Origin of the sequence: Bradyrhizobium sp. LA2.1, from assembly GCF_040547725.1 — a bacterium.
Classification (GTDB): domain Bacteria; phylum Pseudomonadota; class Alphaproteobacteria; order Rhizobiales; family Xanthobacteraceae; genus Bradyrhizobium; species Bradyrhizobium barranii.
In genome coordinates this window covers 117,535-139,518 of sequence record NZ_JBEPQI010000007.1, presented here as the reverse complement: position 1 = coordinate 139,518, position 21,984 = coordinate 117,535, and the positions used below count along the sequence as shown (strand labels likewise).

21 protein-coding genes are annotated in these 21,984 nt (G+C 62.7%); 9 read left to right on the top strand and 12 right to left on the bottom strand.

Going from position 1 to position 21,984, the window contains the following annotated elements; all coding sequences use genetic code 11:
* Nucleotides 1-29 precede the first annotated feature (29 nt).
* On the top strand, nucleotides 30-1,268 hold the full coding sequence (locus tag ABIB95_RS15450) for an MFS transporter (RefSeq protein ID WP_354240407.1): 1,239 nt from the start codon (nucleotides 30-32) through the stop codon (nucleotides 1,266-1,268).
* Between the two features lie 189 nt (nucleotides 1,269-1,457).
* On the opposite strand, the gene ABIB95_RS15445 is transcribed toward ABIB95_RS15450, so the two are convergent.
* Nucleotides 1,458-1,865, bottom strand: a complete 408-nt coding sequence (locus ABIB95_RS15445; RefSeq protein ID WP_135217314.1) for a hypothetical protein — start codon at nucleotides 1,863-1,865, stop codon at nucleotides 1,458-1,460.
* An 814-nt stretch (nucleotides 1,866-2,679) separates the two neighbouring features.
* Between ABIB95_RS15445 and ABIB95_RS15440 the strand changes: the two genes are divergently transcribed.
* Nucleotides 2,680-3,036 (top strand): hypothetical protein, encoded by a 357-nt coding sequence (locus tag ABIB95_RS15440; protein WP_223154002.1) that lies wholly within the window; start codon nucleotides 2,680-2,682, stop codon nucleotides 3,034-3,036.
* A gap of 41 nt (nucleotides 3,037-3,077) precedes the next feature.
* On the opposite strand, the gene ABIB95_RS15435 is transcribed toward ABIB95_RS15440, so the two are convergent.
* Together ABIB95_RS15435 and ABIB95_RS15430 are read right to left on the bottom strand one after the other, a co-directional pair.
* Nucleotides 3,078-4,151, bottom strand: a complete 1,074-nt coding sequence (locus ABIB95_RS15435; protein ID WP_354240405.1) for a L,D-transpeptidase family protein — start codon at nucleotides 4,149-4,151, stop codon at nucleotides 3,078-3,080.
* 406 nt (nucleotides 4,152-4,557) lie between these two features.
* Nucleotides 4,558-5,412: an SDR family NAD(P)-dependent oxidoreductase gene (locus ABIB95_RS15430; RefSeq protein ID WP_354240402.1), complete on the bottom strand. Its 855-nt coding sequence runs from the start codon at nucleotides 5,410-5,412 to the stop codon at nucleotides 4,558-4,560.
* Between the two features lie 434 nt (nucleotides 5,413-5,846).
* On the opposite strand from ABIB95_RS15430, the gene ABIB95_RS15425 reads away from it, so the two are divergent.
* Nucleotides 5,847-6,725 carry a hypothetical protein gene (locus ABIB95_RS15425; RefSeq protein WP_354240400.1) on the top strand — a complete coding sequence of 293 codons (879 nt, stop codon included), beginning with the start codon at nucleotides 5,847-5,849 and terminating at the stop codon, nucleotides 6,723-6,725.
* 383 nt (nucleotides 6,726-7,108) lie between these two features.
* On the opposite strand, the gene ABIB95_RS15420 is transcribed toward ABIB95_RS15425, so the two are convergent.
* From ABIB95_RS15420 to ABIB95_RS15410, 3 genes are all read right to left on the bottom strand, one after another.
* Nucleotides 7,109-7,435, bottom strand: a complete 327-nt coding sequence (locus ABIB95_RS15420) for a BA14K family protein (RefSeq protein WP_063982797.1) — start codon at nucleotides 7,433-7,435, stop codon at nucleotides 7,109-7,111.
* Between the two features lie 1,196 nt (nucleotides 7,436-8,631).
* Complete coding sequence (gene rpmG, locus ABIB95_RS15415; protein WP_007603295.1) at nucleotides 8,632-8,799, bottom strand: 50S ribosomal protein L33; 168 nt, start codon at nucleotides 8,797-8,799, stop codon at nucleotides 8,632-8,634.
* Between the two features lie 207 nt (nucleotides 8,800-9,006).
* A complete protein-coding gene (locus tag ABIB95_RS15410) occupies nucleotides 9,007-10,332 on the bottom strand; it encodes an LLM class flavin-dependent oxidoreductase (protein ID WP_063982799.1) in 1,326 nt (441 codons plus the stop codon).
* 221 nt (nucleotides 10,333-10,553) lie between these two features.
* On the opposite strand from ABIB95_RS15410, the gene ABIB95_RS15405 reads away from it, so the two are divergent.
* From ABIB95_RS15405 to ABIB95_RS15395, 3 genes are all read left to right on the top strand, one after another.
* Nucleotides 10,554-11,096 carry a hypothetical protein gene (locus ABIB95_RS15405; protein ID WP_354240398.1) on the top strand — a complete coding sequence of 181 codons (543 nt, stop codon included), beginning with the start codon at nucleotides 10,554-10,556 and terminating at the stop codon, nucleotides 11,094-11,096.
* 77 nt (nucleotides 11,097-11,173) lie between these two features.
* The gene (locus tag ABIB95_RS15400; protein ID WP_354240396.1) at nucleotides 11,174-11,314 is read left to right on the top strand and encodes a hypothetical protein; all 141 of its coding nucleotides are present in this window, start codon (nucleotides 11,174-11,176) and stop codon (nucleotides 11,312-11,314) included.
* Nucleotides 11,315-11,425: 111 nt separating this feature from the next.
* Complete coding sequence (locus tag ABIB95_RS15395) at nucleotides 11,426-12,532, top strand: metallophosphoesterase family protein (RefSeq protein WP_354240394.1); 1,107 nt, start codon at nucleotides 11,426-11,428, stop codon at nucleotides 12,530-12,532.
* A 27-nt stretch (nucleotides 12,533-12,559) separates the two neighbouring features.
* Here ABIB95_RS15395 and ABIB95_RS15390 read toward each other — a convergent pair whose 3' ends face one another.
* The 4 genes from ABIB95_RS15390 to topA are packed head-to-tail and all read right to left on the bottom strand — an operon-like array spanning nucleotide 12,560 to nucleotide 18,900.
* Complete coding sequence (locus ABIB95_RS15390) at nucleotides 12,560-13,309, bottom strand: NUDIX hydrolase (protein WP_354240392.1); 750 nt, start codon at nucleotides 13,307-13,309, stop codon at nucleotides 12,560-12,562.
* 32 nt (nucleotides 13,310-13,341) lie between these two features.
* Nucleotides 13,342-13,782, bottom strand: coding sequence for a DUF983 domain-containing protein (locus tag ABIB95_RS15385; RefSeq protein ID WP_354124242.1), 441 nt, complete (start codon nucleotides 13,780-13,782; stop codon nucleotides 13,342-13,344).
* Nucleotides 13,776-16,133 (bottom strand): ribonuclease R, encoded by a 2,358-nt coding sequence (gene rnr / locus ABIB95_RS15380; protein WP_354240390.1) that lies wholly within the window; start codon nucleotides 16,131-16,133, stop codon nucleotides 13,776-13,778. The genes ABIB95_RS15385 and rnr overlap by 7 nt, the downstream gene beginning before the upstream one ends.
* Before the next feature lie 19 nt (nucleotides 16,134-16,152).
* The gene (gene topA, locus ABIB95_RS15375) at nucleotides 16,153-18,900 is read right to left on the bottom strand and encodes a type I DNA topoisomerase (protein WP_354240388.1); all 2,748 of its coding nucleotides are present in this window, start codon (nucleotides 18,898-18,900) and stop codon (nucleotides 16,153-16,155) included.
* 226 nt (nucleotides 18,901-19,126) lie between these two features.
* Here topA and ABIB95_RS15370 point away from each other — a divergent pair, with 226 nt between their 5' ends.
* Complete coding sequence (locus tag ABIB95_RS15370; protein ID WP_071913093.1) at nucleotides 19,127-19,366, top strand: hypothetical protein; 240 nt, start codon at nucleotides 19,127-19,129, stop codon at nucleotides 19,364-19,366.
* Between the two features lie 202 nt (nucleotides 19,367-19,568).
* On the opposite strand, the gene ABIB95_RS15365 is transcribed toward ABIB95_RS15370, so the two are convergent.
* Nucleotides 19,569-20,036: a winged helix-turn-helix transcriptional regulator gene (locus tag ABIB95_RS15365; RefSeq protein WP_063982808.1), complete on the bottom strand. Its 468-nt coding sequence runs from the start codon at nucleotides 20,034-20,036 to the stop codon at nucleotides 19,569-19,571.
* A 123-nt stretch (nucleotides 20,037-20,159) separates the two neighbouring features.
* On the opposite strand from ABIB95_RS15365, the gene ABIB95_RS15360 reads away from it, so the two are divergent.
* Nucleotides 20,160-20,933: an SDR family NAD(P)-dependent oxidoreductase gene (locus ABIB95_RS15360; protein ID WP_354177605.1), complete on the top strand. Its 774-nt coding sequence runs from the start codon at nucleotides 20,160-20,162 to the stop codon at nucleotides 20,931-20,933.
* A 174-nt stretch (nucleotides 20,934-21,107) separates the two neighbouring features.
* Entirely contained in the window at nucleotides 21,108-21,290 is a 183-nt protein-coding gene (locus tag ABIB95_RS15355; RefSeq protein ID WP_071917406.1) for a hypothetical protein, read from the top strand.
* A 58-nt stretch (nucleotides 21,291-21,348) separates the two neighbouring features.
* On the opposite strand, the gene ABIB95_RS15350 is transcribed toward ABIB95_RS15355, so the two are convergent.
* Entirely contained in the window at nucleotides 21,349-21,957 is a 609-nt protein-coding gene (locus ABIB95_RS15350) for an FMN-dependent NADH-azoreductase (protein ID WP_014494708.1), read from the bottom strand.
* Nucleotides 21,958-21,984 lie beyond the last annotated feature (27 nt).

Here is a 21,984-nt window from a genome sequence, read left to right as displayed (position 1 = left end):
CGCGCGTCGCGCCGACGAGGGAGAAAAATATGCCCCTTTTGCAGGTCCTGCGTCCGACATTGCCCATCCTGATCGGCGCCTCGATCATGCTGACGCTGAGCATGGGGCTGCGGCAGAGCCTCGGCATCTTCATGCAGCCGCTGACGCATGACATCCACATTTCGATCTCGGATTTCACGCTGGCGCTGGCCGTGCAGAACCTCGCCTGGGGCTTTCTCCAGCCGCTCGCCGGCGCGATGACGGTGCGCTACGGCTTCCGCCCGATCATGATCGTGGGCTCGCTGATGTACATCGTGGGCCTCGTTCTAATGGCGACCGCGAACGGGCTCGTCAGCATCATGATCGGCGCCGGCGTGCTGATCGGTACCTCGCTCGCCTGCACCGCGGCGGCGATCGCGATGTCGGTGGCCGCGCGCGCTGTACCCGAGACCGTGCGCTCCACCGTGCTCGGCATGGTCTCCGGCGCGGGCTCGCTCGGCGCGCTGCTGTCGGCGCCGATCGGGCAGTTGCTCAACGAAGGATTTGGCTGGCGCGTCGGGCTCGCCGGTTTCGTGATCATGTCGGTGCTGATGATCCCTGCGGCCTGGTATGCCGGCCGTGTCGACACCATTCCGCTGCCGAAGCCCGCCGCTGACGACATCGGGGATGCCACCGCCGCGACGGCAGCGAAGACGGCGTTCGGCAACGCGTCCTTCGTCGTGATGACCTGCGCCTATCTCGTCTGCGGCATGCAGCTCGTGTTTCTCACCACGCATCTGCCGTCCTATCTGGCGATCTGCGGCCTCGATCCGATGCTGAGCGCGCAGACGCTCGGCATGATCGGCGGCTTCAACGTGCTGGGCTCGCTGTTCTTCGGCTGGGCCGGCCAGCGCTGGAACAAGCTCGCGCTGTTAGGGGGCATCTACATCCTGCGCTCGCTCGCGCTGGCCTGGTACTTCATGCTGCCGGCGACGTCGTTCTCGACGCTGCTGTTCGGCGCCATCATGGGCTTCCTCTGGATGGGGGTCGGCCCGCTGGTCGCCGGCGCCGTCGCCGAAATGTTCGGCCTGCGCTGGCAGGCGATGATCCAGGGCCTCGCCTTCATGAGCCACCAGATCGGCAGCTTCCTCGGCGCCTACGGAGGAGGGGTGCTCTACGACACGCTCGGCTCCTACACCATGGCCTGGCGCATCGGCGTGGCGCTCGGTCTGGCCGGCGGCATCATCCAGGTCGCATTCGCGCTGATCCGGCCGTCGCAGCCGCCGTCGCCGGTGCTGCGGACGGCGTAGCGGGGCGGTGCTCGCGAACGTCAGAGGGAGCTTGCAGGGGACGCCGTGCTGTTTCGTCGTGATGGCAGCGTGTGACCCGAAGCTTGGCGCGCGGACGAACTTTTCTCCGGCTGTGACGTTGCAACAATTCATGATCCTGCAGGCGGATGGCGCGTCGTCGCGTGCGCCATCCGCTCCTCCACATGGGCCCTAAGCTTTCAGGTCCGTGATCCGCATAATCGCGACCACATTCCCGTCGTTGTACGCCTGTTCTTTTGTTTCCTTGTTGCAGGTCCAGACAAAATTCTTCTTGCCCGTAAAGGTCTTTCCGTCCTGCTCAAGCCGAAGCTCCCCTTCGGTGATATGGCAGATCATGGCATTCATCATCGGGGGCCCCATGGTCTTCGCCCCCGGCTGCATGATGACATCGCGCATTGAGACGGTCTTAAAACCTGGGATCAGGGATGGTGTCTCGCCTTCATATTCACGCACCACGACACCTGGCCAAGGCGTCATATCCTTGTAGCCTGTGGCTTGAGCGGCGGCTGGCCTGACCATGGCAGCCGAGGCCGCTGCCAACGCGATTCCCAGTGCGGACCTTCGATCGATCTTGCTCATCGCTTTCTCCCGACGTTACCGAACGAGCCGCCGCATAAGCAGCGCGCAAAGTTCGTGGTGAACGGTGGTCGAAACCGAAAAAAGAACGGCTTCTAAGAGAGCGTGCTTGCCGATGGCACCAGTGCTGCTCGTTTGCCCAGACGGTGATTTCGGCACATCCCACTTTAAGGGCAGCGACATTCTACGTCACCTGACGAGTCTTGGGAACATGTGAAACGAAGTCTCTGCCTGGCCCACGGGAAGGTCCGGATTTGGCCCCAAGCGGTCGACCCGGCATGTCCGCTAGATGTCCGCTCCTTGGGGCTGAAGCAGACTTGATATGCTCAGCCCGAGTTCTTCGGGGGGTGACCCGAAGCGGACGTGCGTCGTGGTCGCAGCGATATCCGCCTACTGTGCCGACATCGAAATTAATAGCGGGTTGACGATCGGAGCAGGCGGATTTGTCATCTCGGACGGAGATACTGCTGCGTCGTTGAGATTGCGGACCGGGCGCTGCGATGCGGAGGGCGTGCTTAGGGCCAAACTCAACTTCTTCAGCATGCGCCGGAACTCGTGATCATACGACGCGTCGACATCGCGCATCGTTGAAAACGATGTGACGAAATATTCCTTTAATCGGGTCGATCGATTCTCCATCTCCAGAGAGAATACAAGCACTGTTGGCCTTTCATATCCGGTGGTGAGTGAGCAAGCTTAAACTCTGCGGTACCGGGGCGGCGATGTGTGTGGCCCTGGAGTGGCTACTACGGGCCCAAGTTTGGCGTGCCTTGACGTGTTCGGCGTGTGGGACTTCCACTGCGGGATTAGGAGTAAGATGAACAATCACCTTCGGCATGCAGCGCTTGCTGTATTCACTGTCATGCTGCCGATCTTTACAATCGGTCACGCTCGCGCCCACGATTATCAGCACCCCGAGTTGAACAGCTGGTATGAGAGCTTGCACAGTGGCAAAGGGCCTTGCTGCGATGGCAGTGATGCGAAGCGCGTTGATGACGCCGATTGGGAAACTAAGGACGGTCACTATCGCGTACGCCTTGATGGCGAGTGGGTTGATGTTCCGAACGAAGCTGTCGTGGATGGACCGAACCGCGCTGGCCGTACGATGGTCTGGCCTTACTACCTAGATGGTCATCCGAAGCCGCGCTGCTTCATGCCGGGGAGCATGGGCTGATAGCGAGCGCGGGGATGCAAGCCTGAAGTAGACCGGGCGCTCTAGCACCCGTCGTCTCCTTCCACGACGGTCGACAGGAAGCTGGAACGAGCCAGATCACATGCAATCGGTTTCGAGAACGAGGTGCCAAACCATCTACTCGTCAACGAACCATCGTTGGTGACCCAGGGGATTGGCGGCAGTTGCGGCAGATAAGATGCATACGGCATCACTTTCGCAAGCGTCGCTCTGACCAGATACTTTGCTAGAAAAGCCTCGTTCATTCCGCCGTCCAGTCCGCTATAGATCGGGGCTGCCGGCACGTTGTCATTGAGCAATCGCGCGAATTCGAGTTCGTCGGTACGTTGCTTCTCAAGCGCCCGCCGCGCAATTTTGGAATCCACGACAAACGCGGGGCATTTATCGGTGGGACTGAACACGAGAGGATACGGCGAATTTGGTGGAGCTTGCGCATCGAACACATAGCGTCGATTGCACACGTCCACCTTAGGTTCGAGATGCGTCGTCTCGAAGTGATCGTTGCCGACTTTGAGCATTTTCCAGAAGGAGAGGTTCGGGCTATTTCGATGCTGCGCCAGGTTTGCCGGCGTCAGGCGGAATGGATAAGCCTGGACCTGAAAGGACGGTCGGCCGCCGAGGGAGTCCCGCGCTAGCGAATAGATCTCGCTTATCTGTTCGTCGGTCATGGCATAGCAACCGCTCGATGAGCAGTCGCCATGGATCATGAGTAAGCTGCCGTCGCGATTGTTTGCCTTGTCGAAGCTGTTGGGAAAGCCGACGTTGATCGCGAGATGGTAATCGGAGTTGGGATTCATCAGCTCGGGAGTAATCGTATAGAACCCCTCTGGAGCCTGACGGTCACCCTCCTTCAGTTTCGGCCCGAGATCCCCCGACCACCGACAGATCGGGTACACCTTGAGGATTTTGAAGAGGCCGGTGGTGTCCTGTTTCCAGACTTCGAGCTCCGCCTCTTGCTTGAAGACGCGCACAAGGATAGGCGAGCATTTTGGCATCTTCTTTTGTCGGAGCAGCGAGAGCAACTCGGGTGGTAGCTCCTTTGTAGCCTTGGCCGGCAAGCGGTTGCTGTTTTCGCCAAGGCAGGTGGCCGGCGACAAGTCGCGAAAAAAGCTGCAGTCAGCACAAGCGCACGGAGTGCCGTGGCGCCGATCATGACCTTACCTCGGGCGTGGAATCTGCTCATTTGGGTAGCGTGTAGTCAGTGGGTTCGTAAGGCAAGCCCAGATGGACGCAGTCACCGGAGAAGTTCGAGCTTATCGTTGGCCTTGGGGATGCCAAGACGCTCGGTCTCGTCGTCCGCTTCTGGCCCATCAGCGAAGTGGCGACACCTTTCATTGAGGTCCGCCTGGTGAGGTAGAGCGGACTGACTTTGCTCACTCTGAGTTCTTCGCATTTTGATCCAACTGAGACATTGGCGGTCCACTGCGCAACGGCTTTGAAGCCGGTTTCAGCCCTATCCGAATATTCGTGTTGGCCGCTAAGGCTGGTGGAAGGGCTGCGCGCTCAACGTTTCGGGGTGCGCCCGCGGATGTGGTCGAAGCCTTGCTTGATTGCGGCGAAGCGCGCTTCGATCATCGGCTCAAATTCGAGGTCGGTGAAGATGTACGGCAAGTCCTTTTCGACGCCTTCGCGGACGAGTTCACCGACATAGTTGGGTTCTATGCCCTGAGAGATGCGTTCCTGGAGCATATTGATCCACTCGGCACGTGGGCCCGAAGTCGGCAAGGGAGGGAGCGCCCCCTCGAAGCGCTTGGGGAGATTGCGTCTCGAGTTCATGATTTGAGTGCGGATGATCCCTGGACACAGCACCGATACGCCAATCCCTCGGGGCGCGAGTTCACGCCGCAGGCCCTCGGACAGCGCGACAACGCCATACTTGGAGACGTTGTATGCATTGCTCTCCCCTGAAATGAGGCCAGCGATCGAGGCTGTGGAGACGATGTGTCCACCCTCGCCATGCTGCTCGATCAACGGCCCGAAAATCTCGATCCCCCAAATGGTCGCCATCAGGTTGACGCCCATGGTCCAGCTCCACGACGCCTCGGTCCAGGCGCCATAAGGCCCACCGGCGCCGACGCCTGCGTTGTTGACGAGGATATGCACCTTGCCATAGCGGGCAGTCGTGGCTTCGGCGGCCGCCACGAGTTCGGCTTTGAGTGAAACGTCCGCTTTCACGCCGTCGACATCGACGTTGGTGAGCCTCAGTTGCTCGAGCGCTGCGGACAGAGCCGCTTCTTCAATGTCGCAAAGCATGACCTTCGCCCCCGCTTGGGCGAAGGCGGTCGCGATCCCCAGTCCAATGCCTGACGCTGCACCGGTCACGAACACAGTCTTTCCAGCGAGTTCCTTCACGCGCATTCTCCCTGTGCAAGCGGACACCCTCGCTCCAAAACGCCAAGTGTCCCCGGACGCCATATGACCGCGTTTTCGCGCGATTGGGAAGCGTGCCGGATGTCGGTTCGTGGTCAACTGTCTACATCGCCAGGGTCACCTGATTCACTCTCCCTCAAGCCAAATTCCTGCTTCGCTGAGAGCTTCTAAAATGCGTTCAATATCTTCGGGATCTGGCTCACGGTGATCCGGCCGTCGTGGCCGCCGGCGCCGGTGTTGCCGACGGCGGAGGCGGGGCGGTGCTCACTAACTTCAGCTTGGGAGCTTACAGCGGACGCCGTGCTGGTTCTTCGCGATGGCAGCTTGTGAGCCAGAGCGGCCATCAGCACCGTCACATGCTGCAGATACCGGACCTTAACCTTTGGTTGCTTAGGTTGACGGATTCAATCAACGAAAGGGGCATGCAACGTGCGGCGGGAATCTCAGCTGCCGCAATGGCCTTGTCGCTCAGTCAATCGGTGACGCCGGTGCTTAAGAAAGTGATCGTGGCGGCAGCGCTTTGCGGGGCGGCAGCAATCTCCGCTGCCCTCCTGGTGACGGATTGGCCTGTCCCGCATTCGCGCCGGACTGGTTATTTCGATGTTACAACATCGGAAAAGGCGGACCTCTCACACATCGACGAATGGAATCGCGCGGCCAAAGCCAAGTATGGACCGGATGCATCGACATATGCGTCGATGTCTTCCCATGGGCTGACATGGGTGGCCCGTGTCGGAGACAAGGTTGTCGAAACACGTCCCTTTGGATTTTCCGTTTACGGCTTTCTTGGCGTGTTTATGGTGTCGAACGTGGAGAGCTTTCCGTTCGAGCTTTCGATCGAACCAAAAGATCCTGTTGAGCCGGGCCAGACCGTCGACAAGGTCAAGGCTCGCTTCGCGAAGACGGCCCCGGCGGAGGCGCTTGAATTTGGCAACCGTGAATGGCGGCCGGCTCACTGCCATTCCCCCAAACCACCTGAGTTCGGGTTTCCGTTGTACTCTTCGGACCTTCGTGTCGATACGAGCTCGATTTGCCTGATGCAATCCGATGGGGGCCCGTATACCGCGTTGGTCGGCTTTGCGCGCGTCGACGCCAGTTTCTGGGTGCGCCTGCTCTCCCGCAAAGTGTGCCGCATTCTGGCGGCATCCTGGGTCGAATCGATGATTTCGCAGCCGAATGCGAAACGTCCCGACTATGTCGCCTGTATGCTGGCGACAAAGGCCGGCGGCTCGGAGCGTGAGGTCATCGCGGCTCGCTTCTTCGAGGTCCGCGATGACAAGACTTTGGCGGTCTTCGACTGAGTTTCGATGACCGACGTCGCGTCTTGAAGCTTCATGTTTCGACTTCCGCTTATGGCCCATCGTTGACATGGAGTGACCAGGTATCAACGTCGTCTTCTGCGCGCATGGCGGACGCGACAATTCAGGAGCATGCATCTACGTCTGCGCTCGTGCCTTGGACGCAACGCGACGCTTCGGGGGCGCGCTGTCACGAGCGGCGGCACCCGAGCGTCTCCTCCGGCAGAACGATGAGCATGAGGACCCGAGGAGAGTCACGCGTTGACCGTGATGCGCAACGCGTCATGGAAAGTTCGAGACGCCATCTCGACGGCGCCTCGAATCCAACCGGGTCATCTGGCCATCCGTTCGGACGTCCACTTGATCCGGTGACTTGCGGCTTTGCGTTACCTGCAGATATGGCGGTTGCCGTCCCACCCGAGGTAGGTGCTCGTTGCCGGATCGTAGGATCGATAACGCTCCGCGCAGGAACGTGAAGCAGTGCCGTCTGCGCGAGCCATGGCGCTGTCCGCGCCTTGCGCAGGAGCTGCGCCATCCGGCAACTCGAGGCCCAGCCGACCGGCCGGCGTCAGCGTGCCGTTCAGGTTGCGATTGGGGTTCTCGGCCTCGTACGTATCAGGATGGCTGCTCGCAAAGCCGGATTGCGCGTAGGCGGCGCTTGCGGTCAGGCCCGACAACAAAGCCACGGCAGCGAGAATTTTAAGTCCAGTCATGATCCATCTCCATCATTGCCCGGTGCAATCGTGCTGCCGGTGCGAGAGGAGTTGGATCGACATCTGCGCTGAACAAGCGCGCTTGATCGCATACCCGCGACCTGACGCGGTCTCGTCGTTCAAATGCAGAAAGAATCGTTTGCTTGTGGAACGCAAAAGAATGGGCCACCGCCGCCAGCAGCGCGCCTGTCTTTGCTCTCGTGCCCCGGACACAGCGCAGCGTCACCTCGACGGTGCGCTTGCGCGCGACCGGCGGGCGACGCTGGGGCTAGCAGCGGCCAGCGCTGGCCGACATCGGGTCCAGGTTCAACTGAAACAGAAAGCCAGCGGGCGGTATGGACTAGCGACGTCCTGATCGCTTGAGTTCGGCGACCTTAAACCTGTTGCCGGCGGCCAGGCTGCTGCAAAACCAGTGGGCCTTGTTTCGGTTTTCTCCCAGGAACACCTTGGTTTCAACGCAATCCAGGTAGGATTTATGGGTGATGGTGTCTCGGCACGTTGGCGAGAAAGGTCCATAGTCCGTACCGCCGCCCGACTCGCTGCATCCGACCCAGGGATCTTTGCCGCTTGGGAAGCTTGATGCACAGCCGCCGTTGCAGCTGCTGGCGACTTTCTCCAGGCTGGCAAGCCTCCCCATCACCGAACCCGGCGCATACGAAGGCGTGCTCGCGGTTGTTCGAGCGGTTGGCGCAGTCCGACGCGGCGCCGTTGTGCTTGCTCTCCGCTCCGACACGTGCGGCTTTGCCACCTGTTTCGGCGCGTCGACCGTGACAGGGGGAATCGTAGCGGCGGAGCCAGTCGGGATTTGCGACGCTGCCGGGGCGCACAGCAAGGCAGTTGATAAGACAGCGACGGCTGAGGGCACGACAAAGCTTGACGAGAATTTCATGAGCATGTCCTTCCCAAATTCGGGACGGAGATGCCGCCCCGGTAAATGCACGGTAACATACATTTCGGATTGAGCAACCGAGGGTTGAGGTGGCATCTGCCTATAAACTCGCCATCCACACAAAGCGTGGCCCTCGGCGGAACGGCTCTGGATGGCTCCGTCGCAAGAGCTCCTCGCAACGACGGCGTGGAGAAGGAGCAGCGCGTCAACTTCGGTCTCGTGCCCCGACAGGAGAGGGCACAAATAAAAACGGGGCCGTGAGGCCCCGTCAAAAGTCCGTAGCTTTCCGCGATCTTACTTGATCTTCTTACTTGATCTTGGCTTCGCGGAATTCGACGTGCTTGCGCGCGACCGGATCGTACTTCTTCTTGACCAGCTTGTCGGTCATGGTGCGCGAATTCTTCTTGGCGACGTAGTAGAAGCCGGTGTCAGCCGAGGACACGAGCTTGACCTTGATGGTGACCGCTTTGGCCATGTTCAGAACCTCAGGAATGAAGGGAATCTGGAGCCGGCCAAACGGCCCGCGTTGGCCGGCAACCTAGCCAGAAACCGCCTGATGTCAAGGTTTCGAAGCGTTTTCGAGCGAAGTGGGCACCGGTTCGCGTCAAGAAAACGCGTCAAAAACAACAACCTAGAGCCCCGAACGGGGCTCTAGGGCGGAAAACCACCCAAAACGGTCCCATTACGCCTCGAAGAACCGGTTTTTCGGCCGCGGCAGGCCCAGATTCTCCCTCAAAGTGGCCCCTTCATACTCTTTGCGGAAAATCCCGCGCCGCTGCAGCTCCGGCACCACCTTGTCGACGAAATCGTCGAGGCCGGCGGGCAGGAACGGGAACATGATGTTGAAGCCGTCGGAGCCGCGCCCGACCAGCCATTCCTCCATCTGGTCGGCGATGGTCTTGGCGGTGCCGACGAAGGACAACCCGCCATAGCCGCCGACGCGCTGGGCGAGCTGGCGCACGGTGAGCTTATCGCGCCTGGCGAGGTCGACCATGCGCTGGCGGCCGCTCTTGCTGGCGTTGGTCTCCGGAATCTCCGGCAGTTGCCCGTCCGGATCGAAGCCCGAGGCGTCCGTGCCGAGGATGACCGAGAGCGAGGCGATGGCGCTGTCGTAATGCACGCGGCTGTCGAGCAGCGCGCGCTTCTCCTTGGCCTCATCGACGCTGTCGCCGACCACGACGAAGGCACCGGGAAGAATCTTGAGATGTTCGGGGTCGCGGCCGATCTTCTCCATGCGGCCCTTGATGTCGGCATAGAGTTTCTGGCCGTCGGCGAGGGGGCCGCCGCCGGTGAACACGGCTTCCGCCGTCTCCGCCGCAAGCTGCCTGCCGTCCTCCGATGCGCCGGCCTGCACGATCACCGGCCAACCCTGCACCGGACGCGCGATGTTGAGGGGGCCGCGCACCTTCAGATATTTGCCGTTGTGGTCGAGCACGTGCATCTTCGCGGGATCGACGAACACGCCGCTTTCGACGTCGCGCACGAAGGCGTCGTCGGCGAAGGAATCCCAAAGGCCCGTGACCACGTCGTAGAACTCGCGGGCGCGCTTGTAGCGCTCGGCATGCTCCATGTGGTCGTCGAGGCCGAAATTCAGCGCCGCGTCCGGATTCGAGGTGGTGACGATGTTCCAGCCCGCGCGCCCGCCGCTGAGATGGTCGAGCGAGGCGAAGCGGCGCGCCACGTGGTAGGGCTCGTCAAACGTCGTCGAGCCCGTCGCGATCAGGCCGATGCGCTCGGTGACGGCGGACAGCGCCGACAGCAGCGTGAACGGCTCGAACGAGGTTACGGTGTGGCTGCGCTTGAGCGCGTTGACCGGCATGTTCAGCACGGCGAGGTGATCGGCCATGAAGAAGGCGTCGAACTTGCCGGCCTCGAGCTTCTGGATCAGCGTCTTGATATGGCCGAAGTTGAAATTGGCGTCCGGCCAGGCCCCCGGATAGCGCCAGGCGCCGGTGTGGATGCTGATCGGGCGCATGAACGCGCCAAGCTTGAGTTGCCGTTGTGCCATCGCCCCGTATCCGTTCTGGGTGTCGTTGGGGAAGACATAGGGACGCCTGGGAACTCCGCCATCGGGGGAGGCGGGAAGATTTTTTCGTTTTTTGCGACGCGCTCAGCACAATCGCGTCATTCCAGGCCGCGCGCAGCGGCAAGGGCATGACGAATGCGGCCCGCATCGAACCAATCCCGCACTCGCCCCGACCAAGCCATGACCTCGTGAGGAGACCTTCAATGGCAGGCGCAATGACCGTGGACGGCGGCACCGTTCGCATCGACCGGCCCATGCCCTGGGTCGGCCGCCTGCTGTCGCTGCCTCTGTTGGCCGCGAGCGGTTATCTCTTGTGGAATGTCGGCCTCGGCCTGCGCCAGGATTTTTCCGGCTTCGGCCGGCTCGCCGATGATCTCGTGCCGGTGCTGGTGTTCACGGGGTTGGGACTGCTCGTCGGCATCCCCGGAATGATCCTGCTGACGTACCGCACTTTCGTCGTGCTCAACGAGACGCTGCGCCAGATCGTCATCACCAGGCAGTTCGGCCCGCTCAATATCCGCAGCCAGCGCGATCTCGCCGACTATCACTTCGTCAGCATCACCGACGACTACGATGCGGATCTGACGACCTACGACGTCAATCTCTGCGGCAACAGAGGCATCGAGCCGATCACGCTTCAGAGCTTCACCAGGCGCGAGGAGGCGGACAAGCTCGCAAGCGAGATCGGCCGCGTCCTCAAGCTGCCGGCGCGCGACTATGTCGGCACCGAGCCTGATGATTCCTGATTGAGGTCCAGCCACGACCTGTTGCTACGCGTCGCGGAAATTGCCATCCTCGCGGCCGAACACCGCAATGGAAGGCCATGACCTCAGCGAATAACTCCATTCCCGCGCTTCTGCCGCGCGGCAAGGGCCACCAATTCCTGTTGTATGGCGACTCCTGTTCGGGCGTGCCGGGTGGATTGCACGAAACCACCTTCGCCTCGGTCAATGCGGTCGTTTAACGCCTGAGACCCCAGCCTGAATTCATTCTCTTTCCGGGCGATGAGATTATCGGGCTGACGCCGGATCCGGACGCGCTCCGCGCGCAGTGGCGCTATTGGCTGGATACGGAAATGGCATGGCTCGACCGTGCGGCCATTCCGATGTGGCACACAACCGGCAATCACACGACCTATGATTTGATGAGCGAGGCGGTGTTTCGTGCGGTGCTCGAGCTGCCGAAAAATGGACCGCCGGGACAGGCGAGCCTCTCCTACTTCGTGCGGCGCGGCGACCTGCTGATGGTGTTCGTCAACACGCTCTGGAGCGGCCTGGGAGGTGAGGGCCATGTCGAGCTCGGGTGGCTGGAAACAACCCTCAGAGAACATGGTGATGCCCGACACAAGCTCGTCCTTGGTCATCACCCGGTGTTTCCCGTCAACGGCTTTACGGGGACGTATCAGCGCGAGATCGGCCACGAATACGCTCGCCCGTTCTGGGACATCCTGGTGAACGAAAACGTGCTTGCCTATCTGTGCAGCCACATCCTCGCCTTCGACGTGCAGGCGCATCGCGGTGTCCTGCAGATCTGCACTGCGGGCGCGGGAACGGCTCACAGGATGCCGGAAGGCGTCGAGTATCTGCATTGCGTTCAAGCCGCGCTTGACGAGGAAGGCCTGCGTTATCAGGTGCTCGATACCGACGGCGTTGTCAGGGAGAGGATGGAATGGCCGCTGTCGGATCCTGATCCCGCCAAATGGAGAGAGCTGCGGCGCGGAGATGTCGAAGCACCGTTTAGCGGACGTGTGGAAAGCGGGCGCCGGATCGAGCTGAGGCTCGTGGGGCAAAGCGCTGCGACCGATGTCGCATCGGCCCAGACGATTTTCACGGCTTTCGCGCCGGGTTCGATCGCGCCGTTCTGGCTTGGTCTCAGGGGACCGAGGCAAACCCTGACAGCCATCGTTGCTCGTGAGCCGGGGCGAAGCCCAACCTATTGGTTTGGACCTGATCTTCCGGCGGGCGAGGGTTTCGATATTCACGTCGCGATCTACCCGGACATGGGTCCGGGCGGTCTCTTGTACCGTCGTCACGATTCCACGCGCTGGTCGTCTTTCACCTCTGCGACGGCGCGAGGGCTGGATCAGCTGGCGTGGCCGCAGCAATGGGCGATCGGCCACGGACAAGGTGGCAGCGAAGACCGCGCCTTCAGAGGTGCCGCGCTGAGTTTGCTGATCGCGTGAACGAGCCTGGAGAGTTCGGTGGCTGGATCAGCTCAAAATATCCTTCTGCATCTTGCCGCCGTAGAAATGGAAGAACGGCACCGGCGCGTCGTGACGGAGCGGGCCTGTGGCAAGGCGCGTGTCGAGCTCGTTGAGCACGTTGCGTGTCATCGGGTGCAGATCGGCGAGCGGCTTTGAGCCGAGTTCGACCCAGACCAGCTCGACCAGTTCGGCATCCGCATGGATCACCCCCTCGACGCGGTGGGTGATCGCAGAGGCATCCGCGGTGAAGAAGCGGGTATCGAAGCGCTTGACGCGGCCGGGCGGGGTGATCGCGCGTGCGATCAGGAACAGGCTTGAGGGGTCGGGCAGCAGGCCCGCATCCGCGAACGGCTTCCAGGCACCCTCGAGTTTTGCTTTCCCCTCGGACTTGCGTCCGAGGCAGAGGCCGGTCTCTTCGCAGGCCTCGCGGATTGCTGCAATCGCAAGCGACTTTGCGCGCGAGGCCGGAGTCTTCGGGCTGCCCTTGGCGAGATTGGCTTCCAGCTCAGTGGTGATGGGTGCAGCACACGGCACGCGGTAATCGTCCTTGTCGACGCGGCCGCCGGGGAAGACGAACTTTCCGGGCATGAACACCACCTTGTCGTGGCGCTTGCCGACGAGGACTTTTGGAATGTTGCCGCTGCGATCGACCAGGATCAGCGTCGCCGCATCGCGGGGGCGGAAATAGGGATGGTGGTCGGCTTCCTTGCCCTCGTGGATCTTGGCCTTCTCGGCTCCCTGCGACGTATCCGTCATGTCCTCACCCAAACCGCTTTTTGATTATTTGCTTAGACCGGCGGAATACCATCCGGAGGGTTGTCGTCAAAGCCGTGCATGCGCAGAGCCCATTGCAAGCCGACCACAGCTCCCTTGACCGGCTGGAGCAGCGCGAGCGAGGCGACGAAGGTGAAGGGCAGATAGGCCGCGAAGCTGAGCCAGACCGGCGTGGTGTAGTTGGTCTCGATCCAGAGGATCGTGGGCACCACGATGTGGCCGACGATGACGATCACGAGATAGGCCGGCAGATCGTCGGCGCGATGCGGCGTGAAATCGAGGCCGCAGACCGAGCAATTGTCCGCGGTTTTGAGAAAGGCACGGAACAGCTTGCCCTCGCCGCAGCGCGGGCAGCGGCTGCGAAAGCCGCGCTTCATGGCCGTCCAGACGTCGCGCTTCTCGACGAGACCGGTATCGCGCGTCCAGATCTTTGGGGCCGTGCTCGTCGTCACCATGCCTTGCCCTTCTGACCCCCGCCTTTTCCTTTGTTCTTGCCCTTGCCCTTCTTGGGTTTGCCGGACTTTTGCTTCGGCGGCTTGCGTTTTTTATCCGGACTGCGTCCAGGATGTGCCTTGAACGAGGGGCGGCGCTGCGGACCGGATGGCCTGCGGCCGCGCGGCGCAGTCTCGCCGGTCGACGACAGCAGCTCGAAGCGTAGCGCGCCTGCGATGGGAGCAGCTTCTATCAGACGGACGTCAACGACGTCACCCAGCTGATGCATGGTGCCGCTGCGCGTGCCGACGAGCGCGTGCCGGCTCTCGTCATAGTTGAAATATTCCGTGCCAAGGGATCGGATCGGGATCAGGCCGTCGGCGCCGGTCTCGGCGAGCTTGACGAACAGGCCAGCGCGCGTGACGCCGGAGACGCGGCCCTGGAAGCTCGCGCCGATGCGGTCGGCGAGGTGATGGGCGATCAGCCGGTCGACGGTCTCGCGCTCCGCCTTCATCGCGCGCCGCTCGGTCACCGAGATATGGGCTGCGACCTCGCCAAGGCTTTCCGGCGTCTCGCTGTCGGGCAGGGCGCCTTCGCCGAGGCCGAGCGCGCGAACCAGCGCGCGGTGCACGACGAGGTCGGCATAGCGGCGGATCGGCGAGGTGAAATGCGCGTAGCGGCGCAGGTTCAGGCCGAAATGACCGTAATTCTCGGAGGAGTATTCGGCCTGGGCCTGGGCGCGCAGCACGACCTCGCTCACCAGCGGGAAGTGGTCGTGGCCTTCGAGCTGCGCCAGCACGCGGTTGAACAAAGCCGGCCGCAGCGCGCCGCCTTTCGCGAACGGAACGTCCAGCGTCTCCAGAAACTCCGCGAGCGCGTGGACCTTCTCCAGCGTCGGCTCGTCATGCACGCGGTAGATCAGCGGGAGAGACTTCTTCTCCAGCATCTCGGCCGCCGCGACGTTGGCGAGGATCATGAACTCCTCGATCAGCTTGTGCGCGTCGAGACGTTCAGGCACGACGACGCGATCGACCGTGCCGTCGCTCTTCAAGAGGATCTTGCGCTCGGGCAGATCGAGATTGAGCGGATCGCGCTCGTCGCGGGCGCGCTTGGCGCAGGCATAGGCGGCATAGAGCGGCCTCAGGATCGGATCGAGCAGGGGTCCGGTGGTGTCGTCGGGCCGGCCGTCGATCGCGGCCTGCGCCTGCGCATAGTTCAGCTTCGCCGCCGAGCGCATCAGGATGCGGTGGAAGCTGTGCGAGCGCTTGCGCCCGTCGGGGCCGAGCACCATGCGCACCGCGAGCGCGCCGCGCGGCTCGCCCGGCACCAGCGAGCAGAGATTGTTGGAGATGCGCTCGGGCAGCATCGGCACAACGCGGTCCGGGAAATACACCGAGTTGCCGCGATCGAGCGCGTCGCGGTCGAGCGCGGTGCCCGGCCGCACGTAGAAGCTCACATCGGCAATGGCGACATCGACGATGAAGCCGCCTCTGTTGTTCGGATCAGGATCGGGCTGCGCATGCACCGCGTCGTCGTGATCCTTCGCATCCGGCGGGTCGATGGTGACGAGCGGCACGTCGCGCCAGTCTTCACGTCCCTTCAGATTGGCCGGCTCTGCCGCTTCGGCTTCACGCTCTGCCGCGGGCCGGAACTGCAGGGGGATGTCGTGCGCGTAGATCGCGATCAGGCTGATCGCCTTCTCCGACTTGACCGAGCCAAGCTTCTCCTTGACCCGGCCCGAGGCCAGCCCAAAGCTGCGGGTGCGGACGATATCGACACTGACGAGGTCGCCGTCCCGGGCGCCGTGCGTGTCGGCCGCGGCGATGTTCAGCTCGCGGTCGGCGGACTTCTTGTCGACCGGGACCAGCCGTCCGCCGCCTTCGGGAAGCTCGCGGAACACGCCGAGGATGCGGCTCTTCGTCTTGTCGAAGACCTTGATGATGTGGCCGCGATAGGCCGGACCTTCGTTCTCGTCCGAGCGCTCGACGCGCAGCAGCGCGCGATCGCCGACACCGGCCGCGGTGCCGGGCTTTGGCCGGCGCGGCATGACGATGAGGATTTTTGGCGGTTCGCCGCTTTCGACCTCGTCCCATTCGGTGGGGGAGGCGATCAGCTCGCCGTCACTGTCGCGGCCGGTGATGTCGGCGACCAGCGTCGACGGGAGCGCGTCCGGCTCGGAAACCTTGTGGCGTTTTTTCTTGATGGTGCCGTCGTCGGCGAGCTCGCGCAGCATGCGCTTGAGCTCGATGCGATCGGCGTTCTTCAGGCCGAACTCGCGCGCAATTTCGCGGGTCCCGACCTTTCCGGGATTTGCCTTGATGAAGGCGACGATGGCGCTCCGGTCGGGAAAGCCATGGTCATTCTTGCGTTTCACTTAACCTCTAATTCTTGATCTAGGTCTTGCCGGCACTCTTCTTGGCCGGAGCCTTGGGGGCGGCGGCCTTGGTCGGCGACGTTTTTGCGGTCGACGACACGGCGGCGCGCGCCTTGCTGGTGGATTCGGATTTGGGTTTGGCCGCCTTCTTCGCGGCCGGTTTCTTCGGCTTCGGCGCGGCGTCATCGCCGTCGGTGGCCTTCGCCGCAGCCTTCTTGGCCTTGGCCGGTTTCGCGGCTTTCTTCGCCTTGATCTTGCCGCCGCCCTTGGCCGCGCGCTCGTCGATCAGCGCGATCGCCTGCGGCAGCGTGACGGTGTCCTTTTCGAACTCGGCCGGGATCGTTGCGTTGACGCCACCTGCCGTGACATAGGCGCCGTAACGGCCGCTCTTCACCGTGACGGTGCCCAGCGTCGGATGATCGCCGATCGCCTTGCCGGGGTCGGCGCCGAAGCGGCGGCTCGGGCCCTTGGCGACCTTTTCCGCGATCAGCGTCACCGCGCGGTTCAGGCCGATGTCGAAGACCTCGTCGCCGCTCTCCAGGCTGGCGTAGGTCTTCTCGTGCTTCACGAACGGTCCGAAGCGGCCGAGACCTGCCGTGATCGGCTGACCGGTCTCCGGATGCTTGCCGATCTCGCGCGGCAGCGACAACAGCTTCAGCGCAAGCTCGAGCTCGACATCGCCGGGCGAGGTGCCCTTCGGGATACCTGCGCGCTTCGGCTTCTCGCCTTCCTCGTAATCCTTGGGCTCGCCGAGCTGGATGTAGGGGCCAAAGCGGCCGGCCTTGACCCAGACATCGCGACCCGTATCAGGGTCCTGGCCGAGCGAACGGTCGGCGGTGGCCTCGCTGTCGGCGGCGAGCTGGCGGGTGTAGCGGCATTCCGGATAGTTCGAGCAGCCGACGAAGGCGCCGAACTTGCCGGCCTTGAGATTGAGCCGGCCGTTGCCGCAGCTCGGGCACTGCCTGATATCGCCGCCATCGGCGCGGGGCGGATAGATGTGCTGGCCAAGCATGTCGTCGAGCACGTCGAGCACCTGGGCGACGCGCAGATCCTTGATCTCGTCGACGGCGCCGATGAAGCCGGTCCAGAAATCCTTCAGCACCTGCTGCCAGGAGATCTCGTTGTTGGAGATGCGGTCGAGCTGCTCCTCCAGATTGGCGGTGAAGTCGTATTCGACGTAGCGGCTGAAGAAGCTTTCGAGGAAGGCGACCACGACGCGGCCCTTGTCCTCGCCGTGCAGGCGCTTCTTCTCCAGCTTGACGTAGCCGCGGTCCTTCAGGACCTGGAGGATCGAGGCATAGGTCGAGGGACGGCCGATGCCGAGCTCTTCCATGCGCTTGACCAGCGAGGCCTCCGAGAAACGCGGCGGCGGCTCGGTAAAGTGTTGGGTGACGGCGAGCGACTGCCGCTTGAGCGCGTCGTTCGGGCTCATCGCGGGCAGGCGGCGGGAGTCCTCGTCCTCCTCGTCGTCGCGGCCTTCCTGGTAGAGCGCGAGGAAGCCGTCGAACTTGACGACCTGACCCGTCGCGCGCAGCTCCAGCGTGCGGGAGCCGGCTTTCGCGGTGATGTCGACGGTGGTGCGCTCGAGCTCGGCCGATTCCATCTGGCTCGCGATGGTGCGCTTCCAGATCAGCTCATAGAGGCGCGCCTGGTCGGCATCGAGCTTGCGGCTCATGCTGTCGGGGCGGCGCGACATGTCGGTCGGGCGGATCGCTTCGTGCGCTTCCTGGGCGTTCTTGGCCTTGGCCTGGTACTGGCGCGGGGCCTCCGGCACATAGGCGTTCCCGTAATCCTCGCCGATCACCTTGCGCGCCTGGGTGATCGCGGACGGATCGATCTGCACGCCGTCGGTACGCATATAAGTAATGAGTCCGGTGGTCTCGCCGCCGATGTCGATGCCTTCATAAAGGCGCTGGGCGATGCGCATCGTGTGCGCCGGCGCAAAGCCGTATTTGCGGCTGGCTTCCTGCTGCAGCGTCGAGGTGGTGAAAGGGGCCTGCGGATTGCGCCGGGCCGGCTTCGCATCGACCGCGGTCACGGCATAGGCGGCTGCTTCCAGCGCCTTCTTGAAGTCTTCCGCTTCCGCGCCGGTGCCGATGTCGAGCCGCTGGATCTTCTTGCCGTCGGCGCCGACGAGCCGCGCCTCGAAGGCGTCGCCGCGCGGCGTCAGCAGGGTCGCGATCAACGACCAATATTCGCGCGCGACGAACTTCTCGATCTCCAGTTCGCGGTCGCAGACCAGCCGCAGCGCCACCGACTGCACGCGGCCCGCCGAACGGGCGCCCGGCAGCTTGCGCCACAGCACGGGGGAGAGGGTGAAGCCGACCAGATAGTCCAGCGCGCGGCGCGCCATGTAGGCGTCGACCAGCGCGCCGTCGATCTGGCGCGGATTCTTCATCGCATCCGTGACCGCCTGCTTGGTGATGGCGTTGAACACCACGCGCTCGATCTTCTGATCCTTCAGCGCGCGCTTTTCCTTCAGCACCTCCAGAACGTGCCAGGAGATGGCCTCGCCCTCGCGATCAGGGTCGGTCGCCAGAATCAGGCGGTCGGCGTTCTTCAGGGACTTGGCGATATCGTTGAGCCGGCCGGCCGCCTTGGGGTCGACCTCCCAGATCATCTTGAAATTTGCGTCCGGATCGACGGAACCGTTCTTCGCCGGGAGGTCGCGGACATGGCCGAACGAGGCCAGAACCTCGTAGGACGAGCCCAGATACTTGTTGATCGTCTTGGCTTTCGCCGGCGACTCCACAATGACGATATTCATGTAGTTCCAGTAGCTTACGGGGAAATTACGAGCCGCTTTCGATGAGATTCGGATCGGCCGTTTCGACCCGAACATGGGTGGTGAGGCCCTCGCTGTCAAATCGAGGGGTGTTGAAAGCATCACAAATGGGAAAAGTTTCATATCGAGAAAGTTGCAAAATACCACCTTGGAGTTGCGGTCAATGTCGGCGTAGAGTCGCCCGGGGCATGGATTCGGGTGGGGTCTGGTGACTAAGCCAGGAAAGAAACGGGCGCGCGCCGCGTCAGGCGTGGCGGGAGGCTCGCGCGGTGAGGAACCAGGGGAGGGCGGCGTCGATGAGGCCGTCGCCTTCATCGCCGAGCAGGTCGGGGCTTTGCGCAAGCTCGCCGAGCGCCACAAGCTCGATGTGCTGCATTATCTCCTGGGGATGACCAAGCTGGAGGCCGACGAGCATCTGCGGCTGCGGAGCAAGCGCAAGCTGTCGTGATGGGCTTGCGCCTTTATCAGCTCCGTCGCCCTTCGAGGCTCGCCGAAGAGGCGAGCACCTCAGGGTGACGGCGATGGATCGGAGCGCGCTGCTTCAATCCCGTCATTGCGAGCGCAGCGAAGCAATCCAGAATCCCTCCGCGGTGAAATCCTGGATTGCTTCGCTGCGCTCGCAATGACGGTGTGGTGGCAGTGTGCCGCGATCAGGCTGACCGCCGCCGCGGTGCCGGTCGGGGCTTCAGCGTGATGTCGGCCAGGCTGAGCAACCGTCCATCCTCGGCGTGCAGCTCGAGCTTCTTCACCGGGCGGCCTTTGACGCGATCGACCATGACGGTGTCGATCTCCTCGGGCGTGTCGTCGAACTCCTCGCTCCATTGCCGGAGCGCGACCAGGATCGGGAAGAGGCCAAGTCCCTTCGGCGTCAGCACATACTCCTGGTAGGCGCTGCCGTCGGAGGCGGGGGCGGTCGCCAGTATGCCGTGTTCGAGCATTGAGCGCAGCCGCGCCGACAGGATGTTCTTGGCCATGCCGAGCTTGCCCTGAAACTCGCCGAAGCGGCGCATACCGAGCATCGCTTCGCGGATGATCAGCAGAGTCCACCAGTCGCCGATCGCCTCCAGCGACCGCGCGACCGGGCAGCCGTCACCCTCAAAACTCGTTCGTTTCACCATCGTCTGAGGTCTCCTCACATTCGCACGATGTCGGCGCCAATCACGCGCTTGTGTGGTCGCATCATAAAACCATACGCCTAGATTGCAATACGGTTTCATAATGAAACTACTGGAGAGGCGAGCATGAGACTGAGCGGCAAGACGGCACTCATCACCGGCGGCAACAGCGGAATTGGATTGGCAACGGCAAAGCTGTTCGTGGCCGAGGGCGCGAAGGTGATCATCACCGGGCGCAATAAGGAGACGCTGGAGGCCGCAGCAAAGGAACTCGGGCCGAACGGGATCGCGCTGGTTGCGGACGCGACCGACGTCGCCGCGACTGAAGCGGCGATCAAGAAGGGCACCGAAAAATTCGGCAAGCTCGATATCGTGTTCGCGAATGCCGGCATCCCCGGCAGCACGCCGCTGGGCTCGACGACGCTGGATGTCTTTGAGAAGGTGATCAGCACCAACCTCACGGGCGTGTTCTTCACGGTGCAGTCGGCACTGCCCTATATCAACGACAACGCCTCGATCATCCTCAACGGTTCGGTAATCTCCGTGCTCGGCGTTCCCGGCTACTCCGCTTACGGAGCCGCCAAGGCCGGCGTGCGCGCGCTAGCGCGGATCATGGCCTCGGAACTGTCGCCGCGCGGCATCCGCGTCAACGTGGTTGCGCCCGGCGCGACCCGCACGCCGATCTGGGGCGCCGCGATCGCAACGCCTGAAGCGGAGAAGGCGTTCGAGAAGCGCCTTGGACTATCCACGCCGCTCGGCCGCATTGCTGAACCGGATCACATCTCGAAGACGGTCCTGTTCCTCGCCTCCGACGATGCCGGGCACATCCAGGGTCAGGAGATCTTCGTCGATGGTGGCGCGGTTGCCTCTCCCGCGGGCGCACCGATCTATCGCGGCTGATCAACGTTTGCGAAAATTGAATCGGTCGGCGCGACGACATCGGTTGCGCCGGCCAGTTCCTACACCTCGGTGGCTGTATTCCTCTGAACCTTCCGTGAGGCGTTGAACCTTCGCTTGCGCTGCCAAGACCCTTTTGCGGGCAGGGTCATAAGACTCACTTTCAGGGAGCCCGCGATGTCAAAAGCAGCTCGTATTTCTTCGTCGATTTCAGAACCACGTATTTACACCGAACATTCCGCCATTCCAGCCAAGCACTCCGATACGTCCGAGTTCATCGGGGTGGCACTTTTCTCAGGCATCGGGCTTTTCATTTCGCTCGTCGCCGTCATTCTTGGCGTTCAGGGCGCCTGGTTTTAGCGCTGTCGAATTCTCAGCCGCCGCCGGGCTCCGGCAGCGGCTGGTGTCGGCGTAAGTCTTACGCCGCCTGCAGGCTGGTGGCAGCCTGAAGCGCTCCGGCCAGCGCTTTCTCACGATGCTCAGGGCCAACCTGGATGCCGTCGGCGACGATGAATTCGGGGCTCGTGATGCCCATGAACGCGAACACGCCACGCAAATAGGTTTCGAGGTGCTCGAGCGAGGCGGCCGGCGTGCCCGGGCCATAATAGCCGCCGCGCGAGATCGCCACGATCACGCGCTTGTTGCCGGCAAGGCCCTGCGGGCCGTTCGCGTCGTATTTGAACGTTTTCCCCGCCACCAGGACGCGGTCGATCCAGGCCTTGAGCTGGCTCGGGATCGTAAAATTGTACATGGGCGCGCCGATCACGACGATATCGGCATCGAGGAACTCGTTGAGCACGGCCGCGCTCGCGGCCAGGTCGGGACCGAGTTCCGCCGGCGCCGGCGCGCCTTGCGCGGCCGCAAGGTGCGAGCCGGAGAGGTGGGCGAGCGGAATCTGCGTCAAATCGCGGTAGACGAGGTCGAGCGACGGCGTCGCCTGCCTGAGACGGTCGACGATGGCGGCGGAAACCTGCCGTGAGACGGAGTGGGGGCCGAGCACGCTGGAGTCGATATGGAGGAGTTTCATTGGGGTTCACCTATGGTATAGATTTGT

What these genes read in the sequence shown, in the direction of transcription:
- ABIB95_RS15450 (WP_354240407.1), top strand. Translation starts at nt 30, where the DNA reads ATGCCCCTTTTGCAGGTCCTGCGTCCGACATTGCCCATCCTGATCGGC.
- ABIB95_RS15445 (WP_135217314.1), bottom strand. Translation starts at nt 1,865, where the DNA reads ATGAGCAAGATCGATCGAAGGTCCGCACTGGGAATCGCGTTGGCAGCG.
- ABIB95_RS15440 (WP_223154002.1), top strand. Translation starts at nt 2,680, where the DNA reads ATGAACAATCACCTTCGGCATGCAGCGCTTGCTGTATTCACTGTCATG.
- ABIB95_RS15430 (WP_354240402.1), bottom strand. Translation starts at nt 5,412, where the DNA reads ATGCGCGTGAAGGAACTCGCTGGAAAGACTGTGTTCGTGACCGGTGCA.
- ABIB95_RS15425 (WP_354240400.1), top strand. Translation starts at nt 5,847, where the DNA reads ATGCAACGTGCGGCGGGAATCTCAGCTGCCGCAATGGCCTTGTCGCTC.
- ABIB95_RS15420 (WP_063982797.1), bottom strand. Translation starts at nt 7,435, where the DNA reads ATGACTGGACTTAAAATTCTCGCTGCCGTGGCTTTGTTGTCGGGCCTG.
- rpmG (WP_007603295.1), bottom strand. Translation starts at nt 8,799, where the DNA reads ATGGCCAAAGCGGTCACCATCAAGGTCAAGCTCGTGTCCTCGGCTGAC.
- ABIB95_RS15410 (WP_063982799.1), bottom strand. Translation starts at nt 10,332, where the DNA reads ATGGCACAACGGCAACTCAAGCTTGGCGCGTTCATGCGCCCGATCAGC.
- ABIB95_RS15405 (WP_354240398.1), top strand. Translation starts at nt 10,554, where the DNA reads ATGGCAGGCGCAATGACCGTGGACGGCGGCACCGTTCGCATCGACCGG.
- ABIB95_RS15400 (WP_354240396.1), top strand. Translation starts at nt 11,174, where the DNA reads ATGACCTCAGCGAATAACTCCATTCCCGCGCTTCTGCCGCGCGGCAAG.
- ABIB95_RS15395 (WP_354240394.1), top strand. Translation starts at nt 11,426, where the DNA reads ATGGCATGGCTCGACCGTGCGGCCATTCCGATGTGGCACACAACCGGC.
- ABIB95_RS15390 (WP_354240392.1), bottom strand. Translation starts at nt 13,309, where the DNA reads ATGACGGATACGTCGCAGGGAGCCGAGAAGGCCAAGATCCACGAGGGC.
- ABIB95_RS15385 (WP_354124242.1), bottom strand. Translation starts at nt 13,782, where the DNA reads ATGGTGACGACGAGCACGGCCCCAAAGATCTGGACGCGCGATACCGGT.
- topA (WP_354240388.1), bottom strand. Translation starts at nt 18,900, where the DNA reads ATGAATATCGTCATTGTGGAGTCGCCGGCGAAAGCCAAGACGATCAAC.
- ABIB95_RS15365 (WP_063982808.1), bottom strand. Translation starts at nt 20,036, where the DNA reads ATGGTGAAACGAACGAGTTTTGAGGGTGACGGCTGCCCGGTCGCGCGG.
- ABIB95_RS15360 (WP_354177605.1), top strand. Translation starts at nt 20,160, where the DNA reads ATGAGACTGAGCGGCAAGACGGCACTCATCACCGGCGGCAACAGCGGA.
- ABIB95_RS15355 (WP_071917406.1), top strand. Translation starts at nt 21,108, where the DNA reads ATGTCAAAAGCAGCTCGTATTTCTTCGTCGATTTCAGAACCACGTATT.
- ABIB95_RS15350 (WP_014494708.1), bottom strand. Translation starts at nt 21,957, where the DNA reads ATGAAACTCCTCCATATCGACTCCAGCGTGCTCGGCCCCCACTCCGTC.